Raw genomic sequence first — 23,442 nt, forward strand, 5'->3', positions numbered from 1 at the left:
GCGGCGGCGCCCCGCGCGCGGCCGCCCCCCCCGCCGGGCGCGCCCCCCCCGGGGGGGGGGCCCGCCCCCCCCCCCCCCCCCCCCCCCGCCGGCAACATATTTCGCGCCGAATCAGGCGTTCCACCAGGGGCGCAGCGGCACGTCCCAGGTCTGCTTGTCGCCGAGCTTCATCCCGAGCACCTGGTGCAGCTGCACCACGTTGCGCTCGAAGCCCAGCTGGGAGCCCGCCATGTACAGGCCCCACACCTTGGCGGTGCCCTCACCGACCTCCGCGACGCACTCGTCCCAGTTCGCGACCAGGTTCTTGCACCATTCGTGCAGGGTCAGCGCGTAGTGCGGGCGCAGATTCTCCTCGTGCACCACCTCGAGCCCGATGTTCTGGATATCGGTGATGATGCGGCCCGAACCGATCAACTCGCCGTCCGGGAAGACGTAGCGGTCGATGAAGTCGCCGGCCTTCGTCGTGCGGGTGTTGTCGGGGCGGGTGATGCAGTGGTTCAGGAACAGGCCGCCGTCGCGCAGCTTGCTCTTGATGAAGCCGAAATAGCTCGGGTAGTTCTGCACCCCGATGTGCTCGGTGAGACCGATCGACGACAGCGCGTCGAAACCGGTTTCGCTGATGTCGCGGTAATCGCTGTGGCGGACCTCGGCCAGTTCCTGCAGACCCTCCTCGGCGATCTTGGCCTGCGCCCACTCGGCCTGTTCCTTGGACAGGGTGGCGCCGATGACCTTGACTCCGCGCCGGGCCGCGTAGCGGACCATGCCACCCCAGCCGCAGCCGATATCGAGGAGTCGATCGCCCTCCTTCAACCGCAGCTTCTCGAACACCAGGCGGTACTTGTTCTCCTGGGCCTCTTCGAGAGTCTGGTTCTCGTCGGCGTAGCAGGCGCAGGTGTAGGTCATCGAGGGGCCGAGGACCAGCTCGTAGAACCGGTTCGACACGTCGTAGTGATGGTGGATCACCTCGGCGTCGCGGTTCTTCGAATGCCGCAGGCCTTCCAGCGCGATGCGCCGCCAGCGCGGCAGCGTTTCCTGCGGCGGCGGCGCGATCGGCTTGAGGGCGTCCCAGCCCAGCGAGCGCGCGATGGTGACCAGTGCCAGCGCCGACGGGCGCCGGAACTTCAGGTCGGTCATCGCCTTCAGGATGTCGTACGGGTCACCCGGGTGGACGCCGTCGACCGCCATATCGCCGGAGATGTAGGCCCGCGCCATGCCGAGATCGCCCGGTGCGGTAGCGATGTAGTTGATACCGCGCGGGGTCGTGATCTCGAGGCTGAACTTCGAATCGTCGGGTCCGGTGCTGCTGCCGTCGTAGGCGGAGAACCGGATCGGGACGCCGCCGTCGACGAGCGTCTCGAAGATTTCGGCAATGCTGAGTTTCGTTCCCAGCTCCGAGAACGGGGGCAGCTGGGAATCCTTGAATGTCGTCACTTGCGTTGCACCGCCTTCGAATACAAATCCAGCAAACGATGATCGGGGTCGTATCGTTTCTTCAGATTCGCGTAGTGATCGCCTCCGTAGAGGCGCGCGAAATCGTCTTCTGCGTAGTAGGAATCCGAGTAGAGGGACTTGTGGCCGTCCAGGCGGGCGACCTCGTCCTCGATCGCGCGATTGGCCGCACCCTCGATCTGCCCGGGCTGCTTCGGCACCGCCGACCAGAAACCGACATTGACGTAGGTGCGATCCGGTTCCAGCGGATACAGCGGCCACGGACGCGACGGGTCCTCGGGTTTTCCCGGCACTTCCGCACTGTCGCGCAGCCGGAGCGGGCACAGCCACAGCGGTTCGATCGGAATTTCGCGCAGGAACCAGTGCAGGAATTCGGCGGTGCGCTCGATCGGCACCTCGATATCCTGCACCACGCGCTCCTGCGGCGGATTTCCCTTGCGTGCCTGGAGCTTGTCGCCGATGTCGTATTTGTGGTCGAGCGCGATCAGCTTCCAGTAGAAGCTCGAACGGCGATACCGCTTCGGCCAGAACCGGCGGATCTTCGGATTCTGGGTGCCGAATGCCCGTGAGCACCAGAACCAGTCGGTGTCCCAGCGCCACAGATAGTCGTGGATGGTCAGCCGGTCGCGTTTGGGCTCGGCGCTGTCGTGCCGCAGGGACTGGTAGTAGATATCCATCCCGGTGTAGTCGCTGACCGAGCCGGGTTCGTCGGTCTGGCGGCCGAGGACGAGATAGCTTTCCTCGGCGGTGAATACCGCGCCGTCGAGATAGTCGACCCGCTCGCCGTCGTAGCTGCGGTCGGTGACGATCTGCGCCATCACGGCTTCGAGTTCGCGCAGATCGTGGAAACGGACGTGGCGCAGTGCCACATACGGCTGCACCGATTCCAGCTCGATCTTCAGGCGCGTCGAATAACCCAGCGTGCCATAGGAATTCGGGAACCCGCGGAAAAGGTCGGCGTATTCGCCGTCCGGGGTGGCGGTGATGATCTCGCCCGCACCGGTCAGCACATCGATCTCGAGTACGGATTCGTGTGGCAGACCATTGCGGAAGGACGTCGATTCGATTCCCAGGCCGGTGACCGCGCCACCCAGCGTGATCGTCTTCAACTGCGGAACCACGAAGGGCGCCAGGCCGTACGGCAGGGTGGCGGCGACCAGATCCTCATAGGTGGTCATGCCGGCCACATCGGCGGTCTTCGCCTGGGGGTCGACAGCGATCACCCGGTTCAGACCCGAAACATCCAGTCCGGGTGCGGGGTTCTTCGCCCGGGCGCGAAACAAGTTCGACGTCTTTTTCGCCAACCGCACGTTGGCATCCGAAGGAATCGCACGATAGCTGGCGAGCAGACGCTCGACACCTTCTCGGTGCGCGGCAAAACCTGATTCGCGTGCGGCCGGCGCGCGGCCGGCCTTCCCCAACAGACTCACTGCCACCCCCTGACGCTATCGCTCCCGGTTTCCCCCGGCCACCGCGAGGGTACCTATGGGCGCGATTCTTCACGCATATGTTGCATTGCGTTCGATCACGGGCCCGGTTCCCACTCCTGGGTCATCCGCCCAGCTCGCGGACATATTTCCGGGCGGAATCGTACCGCCGTGCGCTGCCTGCGGGCTTGTGACGAACCAATCGAAATTTCTCGCCGGTCCCGGAACGAGCGTTCCGGTTCCGGGTCGAAGGCTGGGGTCGAAAACCTGCGATCGATGGTCCGCCGCGCCGTATTCGAGCGTCGATAGTCGCGGACCGTGCGATGCCCGATCGCTATCGCGCTGCGGGGAGTTCCGGGCAGTGCGGGATGCCGGGGAATGCGATGCTGCGGATAGAGCTCGGTGCAGTGGGCAGAGCGCGACGCGACGGACGGGGCGGCATGCGCCGGAAGGAACTCAGCGCGTCGGATAGGCGGGACGGGCTCCGTCCGGGGCGGCCGGCGGATAACCGGGCGGCGCCGGCGGATAGCTCGCTGCCGGCCCGGTCGGTGCGAAATGCGCTGTGGCAGAAGGGTATTCCGGGTAGCGGGCCGGCCCGGGGTGCGGCGGATAGCCCGGCGACGGTGGCGGGTAGCCGGTTCCGGCGGCGTGACCGGGCGCGGGATAGCCGCCTCCACCGGGCGAGGCGGCATGCGTCACCGGATAGGCGGGGACGGCGGCCGGATTCGGGACCACTTGCATGCCGGTCTTCGCGCCCGAGCCGCCCGAGCGGCGCAGCTCTCCGGCCAGGAACGCGCCACCGCCGACGATCATCAACACGCCGAAGCCGAGCAGCAGCCAGCCGGTGCGGGTGTTGTCCGATGCCTGTTCGTCCATCGAGCGGGTGGTGCGGTGACCGTGTTTGTCGACCTGGACGCACTGGTCCCCCGACCGCATGGTTTCACCCCCGCAGTCGACATTGCCGTGGCTGTTCAGCATCGTGACGGCGCCGACGATCATGACGACGCCGACGACCATCACGCCGATCCACTTGAGCACATTCTTGACACGGCGCGCGCCGATCGCGGCGTTCGACAACCTCATCCCCCCGGGCGTAGCTGTGGGCAGAGCGAAACCGCGTCTGCCGGTCCGGAACTGCACCGGACGCGGCGTAGCATAGCCCCGCAGAACGGCCCGAATAAACCCGAACGACCCCGGATCGCATAGGAGCTCATTGTGGGACAGGTCAGTGCATCCAGCTCGACCGTCGTCGCTGCGGAACCGCAGCGTGCGCTGGAAGCGATCGCGGACTATCAGGATGTGCGGCCCCGCATCCTGTCTTCGCACTACCACGACTACAAGGTGCTCGAAGGCGGAAAGGGCGCCGGAACCGTCGCCGAATGGACGCTGCAGGCGACGCAGAAGCGCTCCCGCAACGTCCACGCGGTCGTCTCGGTCTCCGATTCGATGGTGACCGAACGGGATTCGAATTCCACGATGGTCACCACCTGGACCGTCACTCCCTCGGGTGAGGGTTCGCTGGTGACGGTCCGAACCAGCTGGAAGGGTGCGGGCGGGGTCGCCGGCTTCTTCGAGGGCATCTTCGCCCCGCTCGGCCTGAAGAAGATCCAGGCCGAGGTTCTGGAAAACCTGAAGCGCGAGTTGAGCTAGTCCGCCTCCGCTTCGCTGCGGCCCAGCGGCTCAGTGCTGGTGGGCGATGTCGAACAGGTTGCCCTCGGGGTCGGCGAGGGTGACCCACTGCACGCCGTATTCGTCGAAGTCGCCGATGTGTTTCGCGCCTAGCGAGACCGCCCGCTCGATCTGAGCGCGCCAGTCCGGTGCGCTCAGATCCAGGTGGACTACGTTCTTGCCCGGGGTCTTGTCGGGGACCTGGATGAACATCAGCCCCGGGCCGCGGTCGTCACCGCGGCCGATCGAGGCGAAATATTCGTTGGCGTCGGCGTCCACCGGACGCTCCAGCAACTGTGCGTAGAAGTTCGCCAAGGCGGCGGCGTCACGGCAGTCGAAGGTGACGGCGGCCAGACTGATCGACATGAAATATCCTCTCTTCGTGGGTAATTCGTGAATATGCGGGGGAGCGTGCGGCGTCCGCCCGATCACGCCGGTGCGATCGGCCAGCAGACCTCGGTGCGCTGCGCGGCCGGGTCCGCGCAGTCCTGCGGGCCGACCACGTAGATTTCGCGGATCGGCTCCGCCAGCGCGGTATCGTGTTCGGCCACATGCGAACCCAGCGCGCCGTAGGTGCGGTCGAAGACGGTGAACGCTCCGGCGTGCACCGCAATCGCGAAGCGGCGCTGCGGAAATCGCCGCACCGCGACCTCGCGGTACTGGTCGAAGGCGGCGCCCGGATCCGCCGCCAGCGGCGCGAACGCCACCACCTCGCCGATCTCGTTCTCGAAGAAGTCCGCCGAGTACGTCGCCCCGCTCGGGCCGGCCGGGGCCACCCCCGCCCCGGCGAGCAGTTCGAACAGCCGGGGGAAGACCGCCCCGCACCAGTCGCCGATCTCCTCCCGCGACACCAGTGCGCGAATCGTCACCGCGGCGAACTCCGGAACCAGGCGGTACTGCACGTCGATCGGCGCACCCGGGGACAGCAGCGCCCGCAGCGATGCCACCACATCACGCGTCCGCAGCAACTCCGCTTCCATTCGCTCCAGATGTGCGGCCAGCGCGGCATCGCGGGCGGCACGATCCGGCGCCGCGAGGACCGCGCGGATCTGCGGCATGGGCATATCCAGATCGCGCAGGCGCCGAATCAGGTGTGCCTGTTCCACCTGCGCGGTCGAATACCGCCGATACCCCGAGCCGGGATCGACCGATGCCGGCTCGAGCAACTCGATCTCGTGGTAGTACCGCAGCGTTTTCACGCTGAGATAGGTGAGGCGGGAGAACTCGCCTATGGAGACTGTCGCGGCCATGTGGACAAGCGAACACCCTCCAGCAACGGGAGAGTCAAGCCCTACTGCTCGGTGAGGGCGAAGGTCAGCAGCAGCGTGGTCTGGAAAAACCCTCGCCACCAGGAGTAACCGAACCAGACGCCGGGGGTCACCTGGCGAATCTCGTCGAGGATCTGGGGCGTGATCGAGGGGGTGTAGTCCAGAAGCCAGGCCGGTTGGCCGTCCAACCGCGCGGGCCCGGAATAGACGTCGGCGGGGAAACCTTCGACCCCGGCCCCGGTGATCCGGTTGGTCAGGGTTCCGCCGTCGGGTCCGGTGTAGAAGTTCTCGCCGATCCAGAACGGCGGCGCCACCGCCTCCATCACCGGCGGGCGGGTCACCCAGCCGTTGGTCACCCCGGTCGGCACATCGCCGCGGGGCGCGTCCCGGAAGATCTGATCCTGCTGTTCTGCCGAACAGTGGTTGTGCAGCGCGTCGACCGTCGCCGCCGGATTGTCGGTGTAGAGAACGCAGCCACCACCGTAATCGGTATCCGCCGAGGCGGCCGGCGCCAGGACGGCCGAGCCGACGCCCAGCACGGTGAGCGCGACGACGGTCGTCAGTGCCGAACTCCGCCGGGCGCGGCGCGCCGGATGTGCGGATGTGGTGTGCGCGAGTGCGGAAGACATATGTTGATCTTGGTCCCGATACATGACCGGCCTCCACCGGATTGGCCCGACCCGTGTGCCGACTCCCGGCCCGGTTCCGATGGTAAAGGTGCCCGGCCGGGCCGGTACCGGGCTGGATCCGAACGTGACTACGCTGGTGCACATCCGCATCCCGCAGAGAGGACATCACCGTGGAGCCTGGTGGACAGCTCGATATGCAGGCACTGCTCGCACAGGCGCAGCAGATGCAGCAGGCGGTGATGGCCGCGCAGGCCGAAATCGCCGCGACCGATGTGGCGGGTGAGGCCGGCGGCGGTCTGGTGAAGGTGACGATCAAGGCCAGCGGCGAGGTGCAGTCGCTGCAGATCGATCCGAAGGTGGTCGACCCCGAGGACGTGGAGACGCTGCAGGATCTGATCGTCGGCGCGGTCAACAACGCGATGGCCAACGCGCAGCAGCTCGCCGCCGAGAAATTGGGCCCGCTCGCCGGTGGCATGGGCGGCGGTTCCATGCCCGGCCTGCCGTTCTGAGCGGCCCGATAGGACATATCCGTGTATGAGGGTCCGGTCCAGGATCTGATCGACGAGCTGGGCAAACTGCCCGGAGTCGGTCCCAAGAGCGCGCAGCGCATCGCCTTCCATCTGCTGTCGGTCGAGCCGCCGGAGATCGACCGGCTGCAGTCGGCACTGCAGAAGGTGCGCGACGGTGTGCGGTTCTGCGCGGTCTGCGGCACCGTCTCCGACGGCGAACTGTGCCGCATCTGCGCCGACCCGCGCCGGGACCGGACCATGATCTGCGTCGTCGAGGAGCCCAAGGACGTCCAGGCCATCGAGCGCACCCGCGAGTTCCGCGGCCGCTACCACGTGCTCGGCGGTGCGCTGGACCCGCTCTCGGGGGTCGGCCCGGACCAGCTACGCATTCGAGAACTGTTGGCGCGCATCGGAAATCAGGAGGACGGTGTCGATGTCACCGAGGTGATCATCGCCACCGATCCCAATACCGAGGGCGAGGCGACGGCCACCTATCTGGTGCGCATGCTGCGGGATTTCCCGGGCCTGTCGGTTACCCGGCTCGCCTCCGGCCTGCCGATGGGCGGCGACCTGGAATTCGCCGACGAACTGACCTTGGGCCGCGCGCTGTCGGGACGGCGAACGCTCTGAACTCGGGGTGAGCTCCGATCGGAACGTCACCGATCGGAACGTCGCCGATCAGAACGTCACCGCCTCCCAGCCGATCGCGTCGAGACGGCTCCGGTCTCCGGTGGTCCAGTCCCAGACGAGTGCGGCCACCTGCTCGCCGTCCTCCAACCGGACCGCGAAATGCCGATCGGGACCGCCGTCACGGTATTCCAGCGTGTACAGGCCGGGCTCGTCGCGATAGGTCTGGATGTAGACGTGGTCGGCGCGCTCCACGATCAGATACGGATTCGGTTCCCCGAGTTCGGTGATCCACTGATGCGCGAGGCGCTCGGTCAGATAGGGGAACTCACCCGCACCGCCGTGGGTGACGGTGACGTCGATGCGATCGGTCGGATCGATCAGCCAGTTCAGTTGCGGATCGTAGAGCGCGTAGTCACGCGGGGTCGCGAGCTCGAACAGGAGGTTACGCACGTGGCCGATGGCGTCGTAGCGGGCGGCGACGTACAGCGCGCCGCCGGTGCCCTCGCCGCCGGTGGCGACACTGAGGAACGCCTCTTCCTCCGGCAGGGCGTCGTTGCGCCGGTTCACCTCGGCCGCGATCGCCGCCACGGTCTCGGTCTGCGGCCGTCCCTGCTGCGCGGCCAGGTAGGTCTCCACCGCATCGGGCGAGGTGGCGATGCCCGCGGGAAGCAGCACGTGGTCGTAACTCATCCGGCCAGGCTACGTGGCGGTGTGGCGAGGCTCCTTTTCCACGCCGCGGCCCGACCTGTAAACTGGCCGACATCATGCAGCGGGCACTCCTCCTCGGCCGCCGCGACGGGGTCTGAATCGGACCGGCTCCCGTCGCGGGGTTTCAGCTGTGCCGGTCGACCCCAATACTTGGGACACCCACCCACACCTCGGAGAAACGCCATGTCACCCGCTGACGCCTTCGTATCCGGCACGCGCACCATCACCGCGCCGTCCAAACCCGCGCCCGCCGATCAGCCCGCGTGGAACAAGCAGAAGAACTCCTCGATGCCGACCTTCCGGTACCGGCCCTTCGCCGAGGAGGTCCCGGGCGGCAGCCCGGCATTCGACGCTGCGCCGATTCCTTTCGACCGCACCTGGCCGGACCGGGTCGTGGACCGGGCGCCCGGCTGGTGCGCGGTCGACCTGCGCGACGGCAATCAGGCCCTGATCGACCCGATGAGCCCCGCCCGCAAGCGCCGCATGTTCGACCTGCTGGTGCGGATGGGCTACAAGGAGATCGAGGTCGGCTTCCCGTCGGCCAGCCAGACCGACTTCGATTTCGTCCGCGAGATCATCGAGGACGGCGCGATCCCGGACGACGTCAGCATCCAGGTGCTGACCCAGTGTCGTCCCGAGCTGATCGAGCGCACTTTCGAGGCCTGCCAGGGCGCCGCCAATGTGATCGTCCATTTCTACAACTCCACCTCGATCCTGCAGCGTCGTGTGGTGTTCCGCGCCGACCGCGACGCGGTGAAGAAGATCGCGACCGACGCCGCGAAGCTGTGCCTGGAGATCGAGCAGCGCTACCCGGACACCAACTGGCGCTACGAGTACAGCCCGGAGTCCTACACCGGCACCGAACTGGAGTACGCCCGTGAGGTGTGTGACGCGGTGTCCGAGATCATCGCGCCGACTCCGGAGAAGCCGCTGATCATCAACCTGCCGGCGACGGTCGAGATGGCGACGCCGAACGTGTACGCCGATTCCATCGAGTGGATGAGCCGCAACCTGGCCCGCCGCGATTCGATCGTGCTGTCGCTGCACCCGCACAACGACCGCGGCACCGCGGTCGCGGCCGCCGAACTGGGCTATCAGGCCGGCGCCGACCGCATCGAGGGCTGCCTGTTCGGCAACGGTGAGCGGACCGGAAACGTCTGCCTGGTCACCCTGGGGATGAACCTGTTCTCCCGCGGTGTGGATCCGCAGATCGACTTCTCCGATATCGACGAGATCCGCCGCACGGTCGAATACTGCAACCAGTTGCCCGTGCACGAGCGCCACCCCTACGGCGGCGATCTGGTCTACACCGCCTTCTCCGGCAGCCACCAGGACGCCATCAACAAGGGCCTGGACGCCATGAAGGACACGGCGGACGCCTCCGATTCCGATGTCGACGACATCGTCTGGGAGGTTCCGTACCTGCCGATCGACCCCAAGGATGTGGGCCGCACCTACGAGGCCGTGATCCGGGTGAACTCGCAGTCCGGCAAGGGCGGCGTCGCCTACATCATGAAGACCGACCACGGACTGGTGTTGCCGCGGCGGCTGCAGATCGAGTTCTCGCAGGCGATTCAGAAGATCACCGACGGCGAGGGCGGCGAGGTCACGCCGAAGGAGATGTGGGACGTCTTCGCCGAGGAGTACCTGAACCCGGTGCTGCCGCTGGAGCGCATCCGGCAGAAGATGACCGCCGCCGAAACCGATTCCGGCACCGACACCATCACCGCGGTGGTGAAGGTGGACGGGGCCGAACAGGAGATCGTCGGTTCCGGCAACGGCCCGCTGGCCTCGTTCGTCGACGCGCTGGCGACCATCGGCTACGACGTGCGAGTGCTCGACTACTCCGAGCACGCGATGTCCTCCGGTGACGACGCGCAGGCCGCCGCTTATGTCGAATGCGCGATCGGGGACAAGGTGACCTGGGGCGTGGGTATCGCCACCTCCATCACGACCGCCTCGCTGCGCGCGGTCGTCTCGGCGGTGAACCGCGCACTGCGCGCGCGCTGATCCGTACACCCTGCTCGACAGCCGGGACCGCCCACCGCCGGGAAGGCGGTGGGCGGTGTTCTGGGGCAACTCGTCCGGTACGGGGTGCGGCCCCTGTTCACCGGGGGACTCGTATTCGGCCAGCGTGCTAGCGTTGTGGCGCATTGGCCGCGAGCTCTCTGCTCGAACTCTGTCGAGCAGATGGGGGAAACGTGACGACTAACGACAACTCCACTTCACCGCCTTGGTTGCAGGGGCAGGGGATGGGCGATTCAGCTGCCGAACAGGACAATCCGACCTCGCTGCCGTCGCAGGACGAATCCGACGCGGACACAACGGCATCCGACGGGACGGCGAGCGTGACGTCCGAATCCGAACCGACCGGCGCACCCGCCGAGGAATCCGCGGAATTCGAACACGCGGCCTCCGGGATCATTCCGCCGGTGCCCGACGGTATCGAACAGACCACGTTTGCGCCCGGCCCGCAGTTCGGGCCCGACGGCTTCGCTCCGCCCGAGCAGGGGGGATTCGCACCGGGGCCGTTCGCGCCGCCGGGAGCGAATCCGTATCCGCCGAATCAGGGTTTCGCCCCGCCGGGCTTCCCGATGAACGACCATTCCGGTCCGTTCGCCCCGCCGGGAGATCCGAACGGATTCCCGCCGCCGTGGGCGGGCGGGCCCGGCCCGGAGGGTTTCGCGCCCAACGGATTCCCCGGAGAACAGGGCGGTTTCGCGCCTCCGGGTCACCCCGGCGAACCGGGCTTCGCGCCGACCGCTTTCCCCGGCGAGCAGGGTGGTTTCCCGCCGCCCGGGAATCCCGGTGAACCGGGCGGCTTCGCCCCGGGCGGATTTCCGGGTGAGCAGAACGGTTTCGCGCCTCCGGGCGAGCAGGGTGGTTTCCCGCCGCCCGGAAACCCCGGTGAGCCAGGCGGATTCGCGCCGCACGGCAATCCGGGCGACCCGGGCGGTTTCGCCGCGCAGGGCAATCCCGGTGAGCAGGGCGGCTTCCGGCCCGCCGCCGGTGAGCCGGGATCCGGGTACGGCGAGGTCCGGCAGGAAACGCCGTACGGCGAGATCCGCCAGGAGATCGGCGCCGACGGCATGGTCCGCCGGGTCTTCGACGATCGGCAGGGACCGCCGCCCGTTCCCGAGCAGCAGGGCGCGGACGCCGATGCCGGCGGCCAGATCTTCAGCTGGGCGCCACCGCCGCTGCCCTCGGCTCCGCCGCCGCAGCACATGCCGCCGCAGCAGCAACCGCCGCAGCAGCAGGGCGGCTGGCAGGGCGGTCCGGGACCGCAACAGCAACTGCCGCAGGGATATCAGCAGCAGCCGCAATCGACGTTCCAGCCGCAGCACATGACCCAGCCCGTGCAGCCGGGGAATTCGGTCAACGACCTGAACCTGCTCAAGCGGGCGCGGCGGTCACCGCGCAGCGGCTGGCGACGCGCCGTGCACAAGGTGACCGGCGGCGCCATCAATCCGGGCGAATCGTCGGCCGATCTGATCTACCGCGAACTGGTGGATCGGGTGAACCAGCCGGTGCGCGGCGACTACCGGATCGCGATCCTGTCGCTCAAGGGCGGCGTCGGAAAGACCACGACCACAGTCGGTTTGGGTTCGACCTTCGCCTCGCTGCGCGGTGACCGGGTGATCGCCATCGACGCCAACCCCGACCTGGGGACCCTGGCCCACCGGGTGCCGCGCCAGACCCGCTCGACGGTCCGCAACCTGCTCGAGGACCAGCACATCAGCCGCTACTCGGATGTGCGGGCGCATACCTCCCAGGCACCGAGCCGACTGGAAGTGCTTGCCAGCGAACAGGATCCGGCGGTCTCGGAGGCCTTCAGCGAGGCCGACTACCGGCGCGCGATCGGCATTCTGCAGCAGTTCTACAACATCATTCTCACCGACTGCGGTACCGGCCTGATGCATTCGGCGATGGCCGGCGTACTGGATATGGCGAGCTCGCTGATCCTGGTCACCTCCCCGGCCATCGACGGCGCGCGCAGTGCCTCGGCGACGCTGGACTGGCTCGAGCACCACGGTTACAGCAAGCTGGTGGAGCGGACCGTGGTGGTGGTCAATGCCTCCCGCCGCGGCGCCTCGACCGTGGACCTGGACCAGTTGCGCAAACTGTTCCTCGACCGCACCCGCGCGGTGCAGGTGGTGCCGTTCGACGATCATCTCGCCGAGGGCGCGGAGATCGACCTGGAACTGGTCAGCAAGCCCACCCGGCGGGCGCTGCTGGAATTGGCGGCCATGGTCGCCGACGATTTCGGATACCACGTCCCGCAGCCACCCTTCCCGGGGCCGCAGACCCAGTACCCGGGCCCGCAGGGCCACTATCCGGGTCCGCACGGCTATTGATTCGCACCGGGCGCCGATTCCGGGGATTCTTCCCACCGAATTGGTGCCCGGCGCGAATTGTCACCCCAATCGATACGGGGCCCGGCCGCACCGCATACAGTTACCCGCGGTGTGGAGGTCCCGATAGATGGCAGAAAAATACGGGGCCGTCTCGCGAAGGACGGTACTTCGCGGGGTGGCCGGCGCGGGTGTGATAACCGCGGGCGCCATGGTGCGCCCGATTCGTGCGAATGCCGATCCCGGTCGGCGGGTCGCGATTTTCGGCGGTGGCGTCGCCGGACTGACCGCGGCGCACGAATTGGCCGAACGCGGATTCGACGTCACGGTGTACGAACGCCGGGCGCTGGGCGGTAAGGCGCGCAGCATTCCGGTGGCGGGCAGTGGCCGCGACGGCCGGCCCGATCTGCCGGGCGAACACGGTTTCCGTTTCTTCCCCGGTTTCTATCACCACATTCCCGACACCATGCGGCGAATTCCGTTCGCGGGCAATGCCAACGGTGTCTGGGACAATCTGGTCCCGGCCGCCGAGGCGCGTTTCTCCCGCGCCGGCGCCGACGACACCATCCTGCCGATGGGCCGCGCCGGAAAGCCGTGGGCCACTCCGGACGATTTCCGCCAGACGGTCGCCTCGGTGATCTCCACCTCGATGAGGATGCCGATGACCGATGCGGCGTATTTCGCCAATCGGTTGCTGGTTTTCAACACCAGTTGCGACGATCGCCGTTTCGGCGAGTGGGAGAAACTCGCCTGGCGCGATTTCGTGGGCGCTCGCGGCCGCTCGCAGGAATTCCGCATGCTGATGTCGCGCACTCTCACCACATTGCTGGTCGCGGCGAAAGATGATCACGCCAGTACCCGGACCATCGGTTCCATGGGGGAGCAGTTCCTCGGCAATCCGCTGGAGACCGGTAACGACGGACCGCTGGACCGGCTGCTGAACGGGCCGACCAACGAGGCCTGGATCGACCCGTGGGTGGCCCATCTGCGCGGCCTGGGGGTGCGGTTCGAAACCGCCGAACTGCGCGGGCTCGACGTGCGCGATCGGCGCATCTCGGGTGCCCGGGTGGCCGGCGGCAGCGGTGGCGATCGGGCGGTCGACGCCGACTACTTCGTGCTCGCGGTACCGGTCGAGGTCGCCCGTGGACTGTGGACGCCGGACATTCTGGCCGTGCAGCCGGAATTGGCGGCCATGGACGGCCTGGTCGTGAACTGGATGAGCGGAATGCAGTTCTATCTGCGCCGCCCCACCCAGATCGCCCGCGGCCATACCGCCTACGTCGACTCGCCGTGGTCGCTCGCCTCCATCGCGCAGAGCCAGTTCTGGTCGCGCACAAAGCTTTCCGAATCAGGTGACGGTTCGGTTCGGGACTGCCTGTCGGTCGACATCTCGGACTGGAATACACCCGGCATCCTGTACGGCAAGCCGGCGATCGAATGCACCCACGACGAAATCGCCCGCGAGGTCTGGGCGCAGTTGCAGAAGCATCTGGAAGGCGCTGCCGCACTGCAGGATTCGGACCTGGTGTCGTGGTTCCTGGATACCGGCGTGAGCTGGGACGCCGCGCAGAACCGCAACGCCAACGCCGACCCGCTGCTGATCAACACCGCCGGTTCGTGGGCGGCGCGCCCGAATGCGCACGGTGCCCTGGAAAATCTTTTCCTCGCGGGCGATTACGTACGCACGAACATCGATCTCGCGACGATGGAAGGCGCCTGCGAGGCGGCTCGCACCGCGGTGAACGCGCTGCTGGACGTCGCCGGTTCGAATGCCGCCCGCTGCCGGCTGTTCGAGCTGTATCGGGCGCCGCAGCTGGAGCCGCTGCGCCAGGCCGACCGCGCGCGCTATGCCGCGGGCCGGCCGAACATGTTCGACGTCCCGATGTAGGTGGCGGGCGGCCGATCTCGCGCGTTCAATGGGGTGATGAGCGAGATCACCAGCGCCGCCGAACTTCGGGAACTGCTCGGTGAGCCGTCGCCGCGCGCTGCGACGAAGGAACGGACGCGCCTGCATCCGCGCGATCGGGAGTGGATCGCGACCGCGCCGTTCGCCGTCCTCGCCACCAGCGATGCCGAGGGTTGTTGCGATGCCTCGCCCAAGGGCGATCCGGCCGGATTCGTGCACGTGATCGACGACCGCACCCTGGCCATTCCCGAGCGGCCGGGCAATCGCCGGGGCGACGGATACTTCAACATCCTGTCCAACCCGCACGTCGGCGTGCTCTTCCTGATTCCCGGACGCAACGAGACGCTGCGGGTCAACGGCCGGGCACGGCTGCTGCGCGACGCGCCCTACTTCGACGAGATGGTGGTCAAGGGCCACCGGCCGATCCTCGCGGTCGAGGTGGCGATCGAGCAGATCTTCTACCACTGCGCCAAGGCGCTGCTGCGCAGCGAGCTGTGGCGGCCCGAACGCTGGCCGGAGGACCCGCTCCCCAGCCATGCGGTGCTGGTGAAGGAAGTCCAGCGCAACACCACCGAATCGCTGGCGGAACTGCGGGACTACTACTCGCCGGAGAATTACCGGCGGATGCTCTACTGACCGGCTCTTGCCTGTCGGTCGCAGATCACATCGGCCGCTCGCGCGCGGGTGTCTCGCCACCAATACACTCGCGTGGTGGCAGACATCTCGGTGCGCGGACGGCTGGCGCTGCGGGCGGCGGCAGCGGCGTCGTGGGCCTCGCAGAAGGCCGGACGCGGTAAGGGGTCGATGATCGGCGGGCTGATCGCCCTGCAGATCGCCCCCGACATCATGACCCAGCTGGGCCGCAACCGGCGGACGGTGCTGGTCACCGGCACCAACGGCAAGTCGACGACGACCCGGATGACCGCGGCCGCGCTGGCCGAACTGGGCCGCGTCGTCACCCAGGCCGACGGTGCCAATATGGATGCCGGAATCGTCGCCGCGCTCAGCGTCGACCGCACCGCGCCGCTGGCCGCCATCGAGGTCGACGAACTGCATCTGCCGCACGTGGCCGATGCGCTGAACCCCGCCGCGGTGGTGCTGCTGAATCTGAGCCGCGATCAGCTCGACAGGGTCGGCGAGATCAACATGATCGAGCGCAAACTGCGCGAGGGCATGGCCCGGCATCCCGACACCGTGCTGATCGCCAACTGTGACGACGTGCTGATCACCTCGATCGCCTACGACCACCCCAATGTGGTCTGGGTGTCGGCGGGCAGTGGCTGGGCGGTCGACGCCACCAGCTGTCCGCGCAGCGGCGAGCCGATCGTCTGGGAGGGCACCGATTGGCGCAGCACCGGTGCCGACTTCCGGCGGCCGGAACCGCAGTGGTGGGTCGACGCGGAGTATCTGTGCGGGCCCGACGGGCTGAAATTGCCTTTGCACCTTGCCCTTCCGGGCCGCGCCAATCGCGGCAACGCCGCGCAGGCGGTGGCCGCGGCGGTCGCGCTGGGCGGACATGCCGACACCGCGGCGCAAGCCGCCGGAACCGTTCGCGAGATCGCCGGCCGCTACCGCACCGTGCAGGTCGGCGAGCACTCCGCACGCCTGCTGCTGGCCAAGAATCCGGCCGGCTGGCAGGAGGCGCTGTCCATGATCGACCCCGAGGCGACGGGTCTGGTGATCGCGGTCAACGGCCAGGTGCCCGACGGCGAGGATCTGTCCTGGCTGTGGGATGTGCGCTTCGAGCACTTCGAGGGCACCCAGGTGGTCGCGGCGGGCGAGCGCGCCACCGACCTGGGCGTGCGGCTGACCTACGCCGGCGTCGAGCACACCACCGTGCCGAATCCGTTGCGTGCCATCGCATCCTGTCCGCCCGGACGGGTCGAGGTGCTCGCCAACTACACCGCCTTCCGGGATCTGAATCGCGATCTGGACACTCGGGCATGAGCGACGCGAGCGGAGGCGGCAGCCTGCGTAACCACGGAGCGAGCCGCGAATGCCCGAGAGGAGACAGCACTGATGGCTGAATCGACGGTACGGATCGGGCTGGTGCTGCCCGATGTGATGGGGACCTACGGTGACGGCGGCAACGCGCTGGTCTTGCGGCAGCGGCTGCGCATGCGCGGCATCGATGCGGAGATCGTGGAGATCACGCTGAACGACCCGGTGCCGGAGACGCTGGACATCTACACCCTGGGCGGCGCGGAGGACTCCGCGCAGCGGTTGGCGACCCGGCATCTGCAGCGCTATCCCGGCCTGCAGCGCGCGGCCGCGAAAGGTGTTCCGGTACTTGCCATCTGCGCCGCGATCCAGGTGCTGGGCAACTGGTACGAAACCTCCGCGGGCGAGCGCGTGGACGGTGTCGGCCTGTTCGACGTGACCACCGCTCCGCAGCGGGTCCGGTCCATCGGCGAGGTCGCCACCACACCGTTGCTCGCCGGCCTGACCCAGCCGCTCACCGGATTCGAAAATCACCGGGGCGGAACGTCTCTCGGCGCGGACGCGACCGGACTGGGCCGGGTCACCAAGGGCGTCGGCAACGGTGTGGGCGACGGCCTCGAGGGAGTGGTGCAGGGCTCGGTGATCGGCACCTACATGCACGGCCCGGCACTTGCCCGCAACCCTGAACTGGCCGACCACCTGCTCACGCGGGCCCTCGGCGGTCGCGAACTGGAACCGCTCGACCTGCCCGAGGTCGACCGGCTGCGTCGCGAACGTCTGCGCGCCTGAGACCCTCTACTACGTGATATAGCGATCGCGCATGTAACAGCGCGGTCGTCGGCGCCGATCCTGTTGAGAGATAGGAAGTTCGGCGGTAATCTCGCGCGCGGCCATGCGTGATGAGGGAGGTGGCCGGTGCGGAGACGTGCCTTTTTACAGGCGGCCGGTGCTGCGGTTTTGCTGGGTGCCACGGGCGCGTTGCGCGAGACCGGAACAGCCACCGCCGATCCGGCGTGGAACGGGATGTTCCGCAACTGGGTTTCCGAGATCTTCGTCCCGCAGCCGGATCCTCCGGCGCATACCGAAGCCATCGTGATCGGATCCGGATTCGGCGCCGCGGTCGCGGCGTTGCGGCTGGCCGAAGCGGGTATCGCCAACACCGTGCTGGAGCGCGGGTCGCGCTGGCCGAACGATCCGTGGCGGGAGATCTTCACCGGTGACGATCTGCCCGACGGCCGCGGCTTCTGGCATCGCACCAGCTTCACCGGCGTCACCAAGGTCGCCATGCGTTTCGCCGATTTCGGCGGCGTCCTGGATATCACCGAATTCGACGGCATCGATGTGTGGCGCGCGGCGGCCGTGGGCGGCGGGTCGGTGGTCTTCTCCGGGTGCATGATCGCTCCGCAGCGCCGGCATTTCGACGAGATCTTCGGTGGCACAGTCGATTACACCGAGTTGGAGCGCACCTACTATCCGCGTGTGCGGCAGATGCTCAACCTGTCGGTCATGCCCGCCGACATCTACAATTCTTCCCCGTTCACCCATTCCCGAATGTGGGACGAGCAGGTGCGCGCGGCCGGATACGAGCCGCAGCCCAACGAGTCCATCTTCAAATGGGATACGGTTCGTGCCGAACTGGCCGGTGCCACGCGCGCCTCGGCCACCGCGGCCCGCAGCAATCTCGGTAATTCGAACGGCGCGAAATTCGACCTCAACCAGAACTACCTGAAGTACGCCCATGCCACCGGCCGCTCGTCGGTGTTCGCGGGGCATCGGGTGGACAGCATCGGCCGCGACGGTGACCGCTACGTCCTGCAGGTCACCAAGCTCGACCCGACCGGCACGGTGCTGGGCACCCGGACGCTCACCTGCGACAAGCTGTTCCTCGGCGCCGGGTCCATCGGCACCACCGAGCTGCTGGTCCGCGCCCGCGCCACCGGCGCACTGCCCAACCTCGACGAACATGTCGGCGACGGCTGGGGCACCAACGGCGACGTCGCGCTGGCCCGCGGTGAGAGCAGGCTCTCGGGCCTGGGCCAGGGCGTGCCGAGTGCCAGCCGGATCTTCGACGAATCCGGTATGCCGCTGACACTGGAAAGCTGGTACATCCCCGGAATTCCGCTGGAGACAGGCGCATTGGCCTCGCTCGGGTTGGTGATCGATCCGACCCGTGCTCGCATCACCTACGACGCCACGCGCAACGCCGCCGCACTGAGCTGGCCGCGTGCGGCCCAGGACCGGATCGTGGCCGCCTGCCGCGCGGTCGACCAGCGCATCGCCGAACGGTCGGGGGCTCTGTTCGACTACCAGGCGCTCGGCTACGACGCCAATGCCCCGTTCACCGCACATCCCCTCGGCGGTGCGGTGCTGGGCCTGGCCACCGACAACTACGGCCGGGTGAACGGCTATCCCGGGCTGTACGTGGTCGACGGTGCGGCGATTCCGGGCAGCACCGGCGCGGCCAATCCGTCGCTGACCATCACCGCACTGGCCGAACGCAACGTCGAGGCGATCATCCGCGCCGGGCACTGATTCGCGCCGCACGGGCACTCGTGGCGGCTTCCCGGCGCCGTCGGGGCCGCTACTCTCGGCGGGTACCCGTTCGATGTGGAAGGGACCGTTGTGGCGCAGTACCCGGCTGGACCGTTGCCCGAGCAGTATCCGCGCAAGCCGCCGGCGCTGTGGACCGATCTGCTGATGCTGGCTCTCGCCGTCGTCTCGGTGGGTCTGGTCACCTGGATCACCTTCTTCACCGTGCCGCAGCACACGTATCACGTGATCGTCGTGGTCGACTCGTCGATCTGTGCGGTGTTCGCCCTCGAATTCCTGTGGCGCTGGCGGCGGGCGGACTGGTCGTGGACCTACCCGTTCGTCTATTGGTACGAGGTCCTGGGCATGATCCCGGTGACCAGCCCGTTCTTCCGGGGATTCCGATTGCTGCGCATCGTCGTGATCCTGGTCCGGCTGGCGCGCGTCGCCGACCGGGCCTTCGGTGACCGGGTCACCGCCGCGGTCGTGAACCGCTCGATCGCCGTGATCGTCGACGCGGTCCGGCGCCCGGTCACCATGGCCGTGCTGGAGGAGGTGGCCGATGTGCTGCGCCGCGGCCGGTACACCCGCAATATCGCCGCGGCGCTGGAGGAGAACCGCGACGAACTCGACGCCATGATCCTGGAACTGATCAAGAACGATCCGGCGGTCGGGCGGGTGCGCTACCTGCCCTTCCACGAGGAGATCATCCGCGGCATCGCCGACGCCAGCTTCCGGATCGTCTTCCAGGTGCTGGCCGACCCGCGCACCGACGAACTGGTCGGAGATGTGCTGCGCGAGAACATCAATCAGATGCGGGACGCGGTGCGCGACGGCGGGCACGTGCCGGAAACTGTGGATCACAAACCGCAGCAGCGTGTTTCGCCGAATCTCGGATCGCGGTAGTCGGCACCCGGTTCAGTGGGCGTGCCGGACCGCGTCGCGCGGTTGCGCGTAACGCACTGTCTCCCAGACGATCAGCACCGTCAGCACCGCGCACAGCAGTCCGAGTGCGGCCATCGCCGGCAGCTGCCCGGCCAGCGGCACCAGCGCGATCAGCACGGCCGCGGTGACCAGGCGCGGCCACAGCACCACCCGGGTCGCGTAGTGCCGGAAACCCACCAGCGCCAGCAGGTACAGCACCACGCCGCCGTAGAGCGCGAACAGTGGAATGCCCTGCAGCCGATCGTGCAGCGTATGCCCGGCCGCCCCACCGAGATAGTTGAGCGTCTTCTTCAATCCGAGCGACATGGCGACGATGCCGGCCACCATCGGGAAATGCCAGAAGGTGTAGCAATTGCGCGCGATCTGGATCCGGCGCGAGCCCGAGGCCTCGGTCATCGCGCGTTCCACGACGGTCGCCGCGACGTCGAAGTAGGCCCACCACAGCAGGCCCGAAACAGCCAGTGCCAGCAGCGATCCCGCGGTGATCGGCCACGAGATCGGGAGTCCGGCCACGCCGACGCCGATGGAGACGATCGATTCGCCCAGCGCGACGATCACGATCAGGCCGTGCCGCTCGGCGAAGTGCGAGGCCGAATTCACGCGCCAGTCGTTGCCGGCGAAGAAGGTCCAGACCATATCGCCGGCGATGGCCGCGATCCACAGCACGATCTGCACGGTGCCGTGTTCGACGGCCGCCACGATCAGCAGCGCGGTGCCGATGGTGATCGAGCCGCCGGCCCAGCGGCCCACCTGCCCGCGCAACTGCCGGTCCTCGGTACTGGCCAGCCAGAACATCGCCAGATGGACCAGCCGGATCACGAGGTAACCGATGGCGAACACGAGCGGTCCGTACCAGCCGCCCGGCATGTCGTGGAACGCCTCGGGAATCACCTCGGCCACGATGAGTCCCGCGCCCATGGCCGCGAACATCGCCACCCGGGCCACCCCCTCGTCGGCCTTCACCACATTGCCCAGCCAGGCATAGGCGATCCACACCCACCACATCACCGCCAGCACCAGCACGGCCCGCAGCATGTTGAGGGCGGTGACGTCGTGCGCGGCCAGATCGGTCACCTGGGTGAAGGCGAAGACCAGGACGAGGTCGAAGAAGAGTTCCAGCTGGGTTACCGAGGCGTCCTCGGTGACCGCTTGAATACGTGTGCGTCTGACACCGGTCATTCGCACATCGTGGCAGGAAGCCGACGTCAGCGCCCGCGACGGCGAACCTCTCGGTCAGCCGACCTCGTAGTTCTCGCCGAAGGGAAATTTCTCGATGTACTCGATGAGGTTGTGCACGGCCTCGTCGTTGGCCCGCGAGAGCGTGCGCTTGAGTAGCAGACCGGGGACGGGGATGGGCAGATGGATCTCGGAGTGGTACCAGACCTCGGTGCCCTCGTCGGTCTCCTCGATGTCGAACCAGCCCTTGCCACCGCCACCGGCGGCGCTCTCCACCACTTCCCAGGAGATGCGTTCCGGGGTGCAGGTGTATTCGAGGACCTGACGGTCGGAGTTGTTGAGGGTCGTCACCGTGGCGTAGACGCGGCGGGGACGGTCGAACTCGTCGCGGGTCGCGACGCGCACGTCACGGTGCGCAGGCGACCATTCGGGGATCCGCTCGACGGCCAGCAATGCTTCCTGAACCTGATCGGGTTCGACATCGATGATGAATCGGTGATCGGTCTTCGTGCGCATGTCTTGCCCTCCACTGCTTCGGCCGATTGTCTCCGCCGTCACACGCGGTCGTCAACCGTGTGGTCTGTTCCCGGAGTTACAGAGACCGACCAGTCTGATTCGGTTCGGTCGGGCGTGCCGGGTTTGCGGTCGCGCTGCCGGGGCCCGTCGGCAGCGTGCTCGACGTCGGGGTGTGCCGCCGATGGCCGGACGATTGCCGGGCACATGGTCACTTGCCCGAAAAGGGACTGCCCCCGGTTGGGAAAGGGGGCTTGACGATCCTCGTCCGCACAGCTACCGGTGGTGAAGGACCTCCCAGTCCGGCCCGGGAAAGACCAGACTTTCGTGCCCGTCCTCGAACCGGACGACGTAGGGCGGGGCGCCGTCGATGCCGCGCGCCTCGATGATTTCGCCGGTGCGTTCGGGCATTCCCACAGCATTGCTGTGGACGAGAATGTGATCACCTACATGCGCCTGCATGACCGCCATTATCGTTTGATGTGATACTGCTCACAAGTCAATGTCATAGTTCCCAGCCGCCCGAATCGCTAATCCTTGCGATCCATCCGAATCGGCGCGCGGCAACTTTCTAATCCGCTTGACACCACTCTAGCTGTAGTACTATGTTTCAACCACTACAGTTAGAGTGCAACAAACAAGGCGGTATCGGTATGCGAAAGCTCCTCTACTTCGTCGGCGTCTCGCTCGACGGCTACATCGCCGGGCCGGGTGGGGAGTACGACTTCTATCCCGTGGCCGAGGACATGGCGGAATTCGTCAATGGGCGCTATCCGGAGTCGGTTCCCGCGCACATTCGCCCGCACTTCGGAATGGCCGTGGACGAACCCAACAAGGAATGGGACACGATCCTCATGGGGCGCGGCACCTACGAACCCGCGCTGTCGGCCGGCATCGCCAGCCCCTATCCCCATCTGAAGCAGTACGTCGTCTCGGCCACGCTCGATCGCGTCGACGATCCGGAGGTCGAGCTGGTTCCGAGCGATCCGGTAGCCCTGGTGCGTCGCCTGAAGCAGCAGGACGGCAAGGACATCTGGCTGTGCGGCGGGGGACAACTGGCCGGCGCGCTCGTCGACGAGATCGACGAGTTGATCATCAAGAGTTATCCGGTGGTCGCGGGCGCCGGCATCAGCGCGTTCACCGGCAACTTCCGGCCGACCGCGTTCACGCCGGTGCAACGCCGCGAATTCGGCAACGGCGCGCAGATCACCTGGTTCGAGCGCGGCTGACGTGCCCCGCCGGTAGGCGGCCGCGATCAACCGGCGTCGCGCAGGAAGGACAGGCGCACCCGGCGAATCGGGTTGTCGACGTTGAGGTCCACGAAGGCGATCGACTGCCAGGTGCCCAGGGTCAGCTCGCCGCCCAGGACCGGCACGGTGGCGTAGGGGGCGATCAGCGCGGGCATGACGTGCGAGCGGCCGTGCCCGCGCGAGCCGTGGGCGTGGCGCCAGCGATCATCGGCGGGCAGCAGGTCGCGCAGGGCGCGCAGCAGATCGTCGTCGCTGCCCGCGCCGAGCTCGATCAGGGCCACGCCGGCGGTGGCGTGCGGGACGAAGACGTGCAGCAATCCGTCGCCGCCGCCGGCCTCGCGCAGAAACGTGGCGCACTGCGGCGTCAGGTCGTACACGACCTCCCGATCGCCGGTGTGCAACTCGATTTCGATGCTCTTCATAGGCCCATCGTGCGCTTTCGCCGCGGCGTGCATCGTCGACTCGCGCGAAGGGGTTCGCCGACCGGGTGCTAAACCGGTCGGTGTGATTACTCACACCGGTACGCCGGCTGTTGTGCCGGG

Annotated in this window: 23 protein-coding genes; 12 read left to right on the forward strand and 11 right to left on the reverse strand. The window is 67.5% G+C overall.

The window, feature by feature from the left end; all coding sequences use genetic code 11:
* Positions 1–111: 111 nt before the first annotated feature.
* The 3 genes from A5789_RS11320 to A5789_RS11330 all read right to left on the reverse strand — a co-directional run bounded on the left by A5789_RS11320 (position 112) and on the right by A5789_RS11330 (position 3,959).
* Positions 112–1,431 carry a class I SAM-dependent methyltransferase gene (locus tag A5789_RS11320; protein ID WP_063010989.1) on the reverse strand — a complete coding sequence of 440 codons (1,320 nt, stop codon included), beginning with the start codon at positions 1,429–1,431 and terminating at the stop codon, positions 112–114.
* Positions 1,428–2,879 carry an FAD-binding oxidoreductase gene (locus tag A5789_RS11325; protein ID WP_064906577.1) on the reverse strand — a complete coding sequence of 484 codons (1,452 nt, stop codon included), beginning with the start codon at positions 2,877–2,879 and terminating at the stop codon, positions 1,428–1,430. The genes A5789_RS11320 and A5789_RS11325 overlap by 4 nt, the downstream gene beginning before the upstream one ends.
* A gap of 453 nt (positions 2,880–3,332) precedes the next feature.
* Complete coding sequence (locus A5789_RS11330; protein WP_064906580.1) at positions 3,333–3,959, reverse strand: hypothetical protein; 627 nt, start codon at positions 3,957–3,959, stop codon at positions 3,333–3,335.
* 132 nt (positions 3,960–4,091) lie between these two features.
* Between A5789_RS11330 and A5789_RS11335 the strand changes: the two genes are divergently transcribed.
* A complete protein-coding gene (locus A5789_RS11335; RefSeq protein WP_030516501.1) occupies positions 4,092–4,526 on the forward strand; it encodes an SRPBCC family protein in 435 nt (144 codons plus the stop codon).
* Positions 4,527–4,556: 30 nt separating this feature from the next.
* On the opposite strand, the gene A5789_RS11340 is transcribed toward A5789_RS11335, so the two are convergent.
* From A5789_RS11340 to A5789_RS11350, 3 genes are all read right to left on the reverse strand, one after another.
* Positions 4,557–4,910: a VOC family protein gene (locus A5789_RS11340; RefSeq protein WP_030516500.1), complete on the reverse strand. Its 354-nt coding sequence runs from the start codon at positions 4,908–4,910 to the stop codon at positions 4,557–4,559.
* 62 nt (positions 4,911–4,972) lie between these two features.
* A complete protein-coding gene (locus A5789_RS11345) occupies positions 4,973–5,794 on the reverse strand; it encodes a MerR family transcriptional regulator (RefSeq protein WP_064927223.1) in 822 nt (273 codons plus the stop codon).
* A gap of 41 nt (positions 5,795–5,835) precedes the next feature.
* A complete protein-coding gene (locus tag A5789_RS11350; protein ID WP_064906585.1) occupies positions 5,836–6,441 on the reverse strand; it encodes a hypothetical protein in 606 nt (201 codons plus the stop codon).
* A gap of 170 nt (positions 6,442–6,611) precedes the next feature.
* On the opposite strand from A5789_RS11350, the gene A5789_RS11355 reads away from it, so the two are divergent.
* Together A5789_RS11355 and recR are read left to right on the forward strand one after the other, a co-directional pair.
* Entirely contained in the window at positions 6,612–6,950 is a 339-nt protein-coding gene (locus A5789_RS11355) for a YbaB/EbfC family nucleoid-associated protein (protein ID WP_081879613.1), read from the forward strand.
* Positions 6,951–6,971: 21 nt separating this feature from the next.
* Positions 6,972–7,580, forward strand: a complete 609-nt coding sequence (gene recR, locus A5789_RS11360) for a recombination mediator RecR (RefSeq protein ID WP_030516496.1) — start codon at positions 6,972–6,974, stop codon at positions 7,578–7,580.
* A 48-nt stretch (positions 7,581–7,628) separates the two neighbouring features.
* Here the strand turns inward: recR and A5789_RS11365 are convergent, their stop codons facing one another.
* The gene (locus tag A5789_RS11365) at positions 7,629–8,270 is read right to left on the reverse strand and encodes a hypothetical protein (RefSeq protein WP_064906587.1); all 642 of its coding nucleotides are present in this window, start codon (positions 8,268–8,270) and stop codon (positions 7,629–7,631) included.
* Positions 8,271–8,471: 201 nt separating this feature from the next.
* Here A5789_RS11365 and leuA point away from each other — a divergent pair, with 201 nt between their 5' ends.
* The 8 genes from leuA to A5789_RS11405 all read left to right on the forward strand — a co-directional run bounded on the left by leuA (position 8,472) and on the right by A5789_RS11405 (position 19,922).
* Positions 8,472–10,298, forward strand: a complete 1,827-nt coding sequence (gene leuA / locus A5789_RS11370) for a 2-isopropylmalate synthase (protein WP_063011001.1) — start codon at positions 8,472–8,474, stop codon at positions 10,296–10,298.
* Between the two features lie 242 nt (positions 10,299–10,540).
* Complete coding sequence (locus A5789_RS11375) at positions 10,541–12,643, forward strand: MinD/ParA family protein (RefSeq protein WP_227462938.1); 2,103 nt, start codon at positions 10,541–10,543, stop codon at positions 12,641–12,643.
* Between the two features lie 127 nt (positions 12,644–12,770).
* Entirely contained in the window at positions 12,771–14,528 is a 1,758-nt protein-coding gene (locus A5789_RS11380; protein ID WP_082940630.1) for an FAD-dependent oxidoreductase, read from the forward strand.
* A 36-nt stretch (positions 14,529–14,564) separates the two neighbouring features.
* Positions 14,565–15,182 carry a pyridoxamine 5'-phosphate oxidase family protein gene (locus tag A5789_RS11385; RefSeq protein WP_064906610.1) on the forward strand — a complete coding sequence of 206 codons (618 nt, stop codon included), beginning with the start codon at positions 14,565–14,567 and terminating at the stop codon, positions 15,180–15,182.
* Positions 15,183–15,257: 75 nt separating this feature from the next.
* Entirely contained in the window at positions 15,258–16,493 is a 1,236-nt protein-coding gene (locus A5789_RS11390) for a MurT ligase domain-containing protein (RefSeq protein ID WP_030516490.1), read from the forward strand.
* 72 nt (positions 16,494–16,565) lie between these two features.
* On the forward strand, positions 16,566–17,276 hold the full coding sequence (locus A5789_RS11395; RefSeq protein WP_063011003.1) for a type 1 glutamine amidotransferase: 711 nt from the start codon (positions 16,566–16,568) through the stop codon (positions 17,274–17,276).
* A 126-nt stretch (positions 17,277–17,402) separates the two neighbouring features.
* The gene (locus tag A5789_RS11400; protein WP_064906588.1) at positions 17,403–19,019 is read left to right on the forward strand and encodes a GMC oxidoreductase; all 1,617 of its coding nucleotides are present in this window, start codon (positions 17,403–17,405) and stop codon (positions 19,017–19,019) included.
* Positions 19,020–19,094: 75 nt separating this feature from the next.
* Entirely contained in the window at positions 19,095–19,922 is an 828-nt protein-coding gene (locus A5789_RS11405) for a hypothetical protein (protein WP_063011007.1), read from the forward strand.
* Positions 19,923–19,934: 12 nt separating this feature from the next.
* On the opposite strand, the gene A5789_RS11410 is transcribed toward A5789_RS11405, so the two are convergent.
* From A5789_RS11410 to A5789_RS11420, 3 genes are all read right to left on the reverse strand, one after another.
* A complete protein-coding gene (locus A5789_RS11410; protein ID WP_064906589.1) occupies positions 19,935–21,140 on the reverse strand; it encodes a low temperature requirement protein A in 1,206 nt (401 codons plus the stop codon).
* Positions 21,141–21,194: 54 nt separating this feature from the next.
* Positions 21,195–21,653, reverse strand: a complete 459-nt coding sequence (locus A5789_RS11415) for an SRPBCC family protein (RefSeq protein WP_030516485.1) — start codon at positions 21,651–21,653, stop codon at positions 21,195–21,197.
* 273 nt (positions 21,654–21,926) lie between these two features.
* A complete protein-coding gene (locus tag A5789_RS11420) occupies positions 21,927–22,112 on the reverse strand; it encodes a DUF1918 domain-containing protein (protein ID WP_063011072.1) in 186 nt (61 codons plus the stop codon).
* 191 nt (positions 22,113–22,303) lie between these two features.
* On the opposite strand from A5789_RS11420, the gene A5789_RS11425 reads away from it, so the two are divergent.
* A complete protein-coding gene (locus A5789_RS11425; protein WP_030516483.1) occupies positions 22,304–22,879 on the forward strand; it encodes a dihydrofolate reductase family protein in 576 nt (191 codons plus the stop codon).
* A 26-nt stretch (positions 22,880–22,905) separates the two neighbouring features.
* On the opposite strand, the gene A5789_RS11430 is transcribed toward A5789_RS11425, so the two are convergent.
* A complete protein-coding gene (locus A5789_RS11430) occupies positions 22,906–23,322 on the reverse strand; it encodes a secondary thiamine-phosphate synthase enzyme YjbQ (protein ID WP_064906590.1) in 417 nt (138 codons plus the stop codon).
* Between the last annotated feature and the right edge of the window lie 120 nt (positions 23,323–23,442).

The sequence above is a fragment of the Nocardia sp. 852002-51101_SCH5132738 genome (assembly GCF_001665695.1).
Lineage (GTDB): Bacteria > Actinomycetota > Actinomycetes > Mycobacteriales > Mycobacteriaceae > Nocardia > Nocardia nova.

Coding starts and splice junctions, on each gene's coding strand:
- A5789_RS11425 (WP_030516483.1), top strand. CDS start 22,304: ATGCGAAAGCTCCTCTACTTCGTCGGCGTCTCGCTCGACGGCTACATC.
- A5789_RS11380 (WP_082940630.1), top strand. CDS start 12,771: ATGGCAGAAAAATACGGGGCCGTCTCGCGAAGGACGGTACTTCGCGGG.
- A5789_RS11345 (WP_064927223.1), bottom strand. CDS start 5,794: ATGGCCGCGACAGTCTCCATAGGCGAGTTCTCCCGCCTCACCTATCTC.
- A5789_RS11350 (WP_064906585.1), bottom strand. CDS start 6,441: ATGTCTTCCGCACTCGCGCACACCACATCCGCACATCCGGCGCGCCGC.
- A5789_RS11430 (WP_064906590.1), bottom strand. CDS start 23,322: ATGAAGAGCATCGAAATCGAGTTGCACACCGGCGATCGGGAGGTCGTG.
- A5789_RS11340 (WP_030516500.1), bottom strand. CDS start 4,910: ATGTCGATCAGTCTGGCCGCCGTCACCTTCGACTGCCGTGACGCCGCC.
- A5789_RS11375 (WP_227462938.1), top strand. CDS start 10,541: ATGGGCGATTCAGCTGCCGAACAGGACAATCCGACCTCGCTGCCGTCG.
- A5789_RS11410 (WP_064906589.1), bottom strand. CDS start 21,140: ATGACCGGTGTCAGACGCACACGTATTCAAGCGGTCACCGAGGACGCC.
- A5789_RS11420 (WP_063011072.1), bottom strand. CDS start 22,112: ATGCAGGCGCATGTAGGTGATCACATTCTCGTCCACAGCAATGCTGTG.
- A5789_RS11365 (WP_064906587.1), bottom strand. CDS start 8,270: ATGAGTTACGACCACGTGCTGCTTCCCGCGGGCATCGCCACCTCGCCC.
- A5789_RS11330 (WP_064906580.1), bottom strand. CDS start 3,959: ATGAGGTTGTCGAACGCCGCGATCGGCGCGCGCCGTGTCAAGAATGTG.
- A5789_RS11395 (WP_063011003.1), top strand. CDS start 16,566: ATGGCTGAATCGACGGTACGGATCGGGCTGGTGCTGCCCGATGTGATG.
- A5789_RS11415 (WP_030516485.1), bottom strand. CDS start 21,653: ATGCGCACGAAGACCGATCACCGATTCATCATCGATGTCGAACCCGAT.
- leuA (WP_063011001.1), top strand. CDS start 8,472: ATGTCACCCGCTGACGCCTTCGTATCCGGCACGCGCACCATCACCGCG.
- A5789_RS11385 (WP_064906610.1), top strand. CDS start 14,565: ATGAGCGAGATCACCAGCGCCGCCGAACTTCGGGAACTGCTCGGTGAG.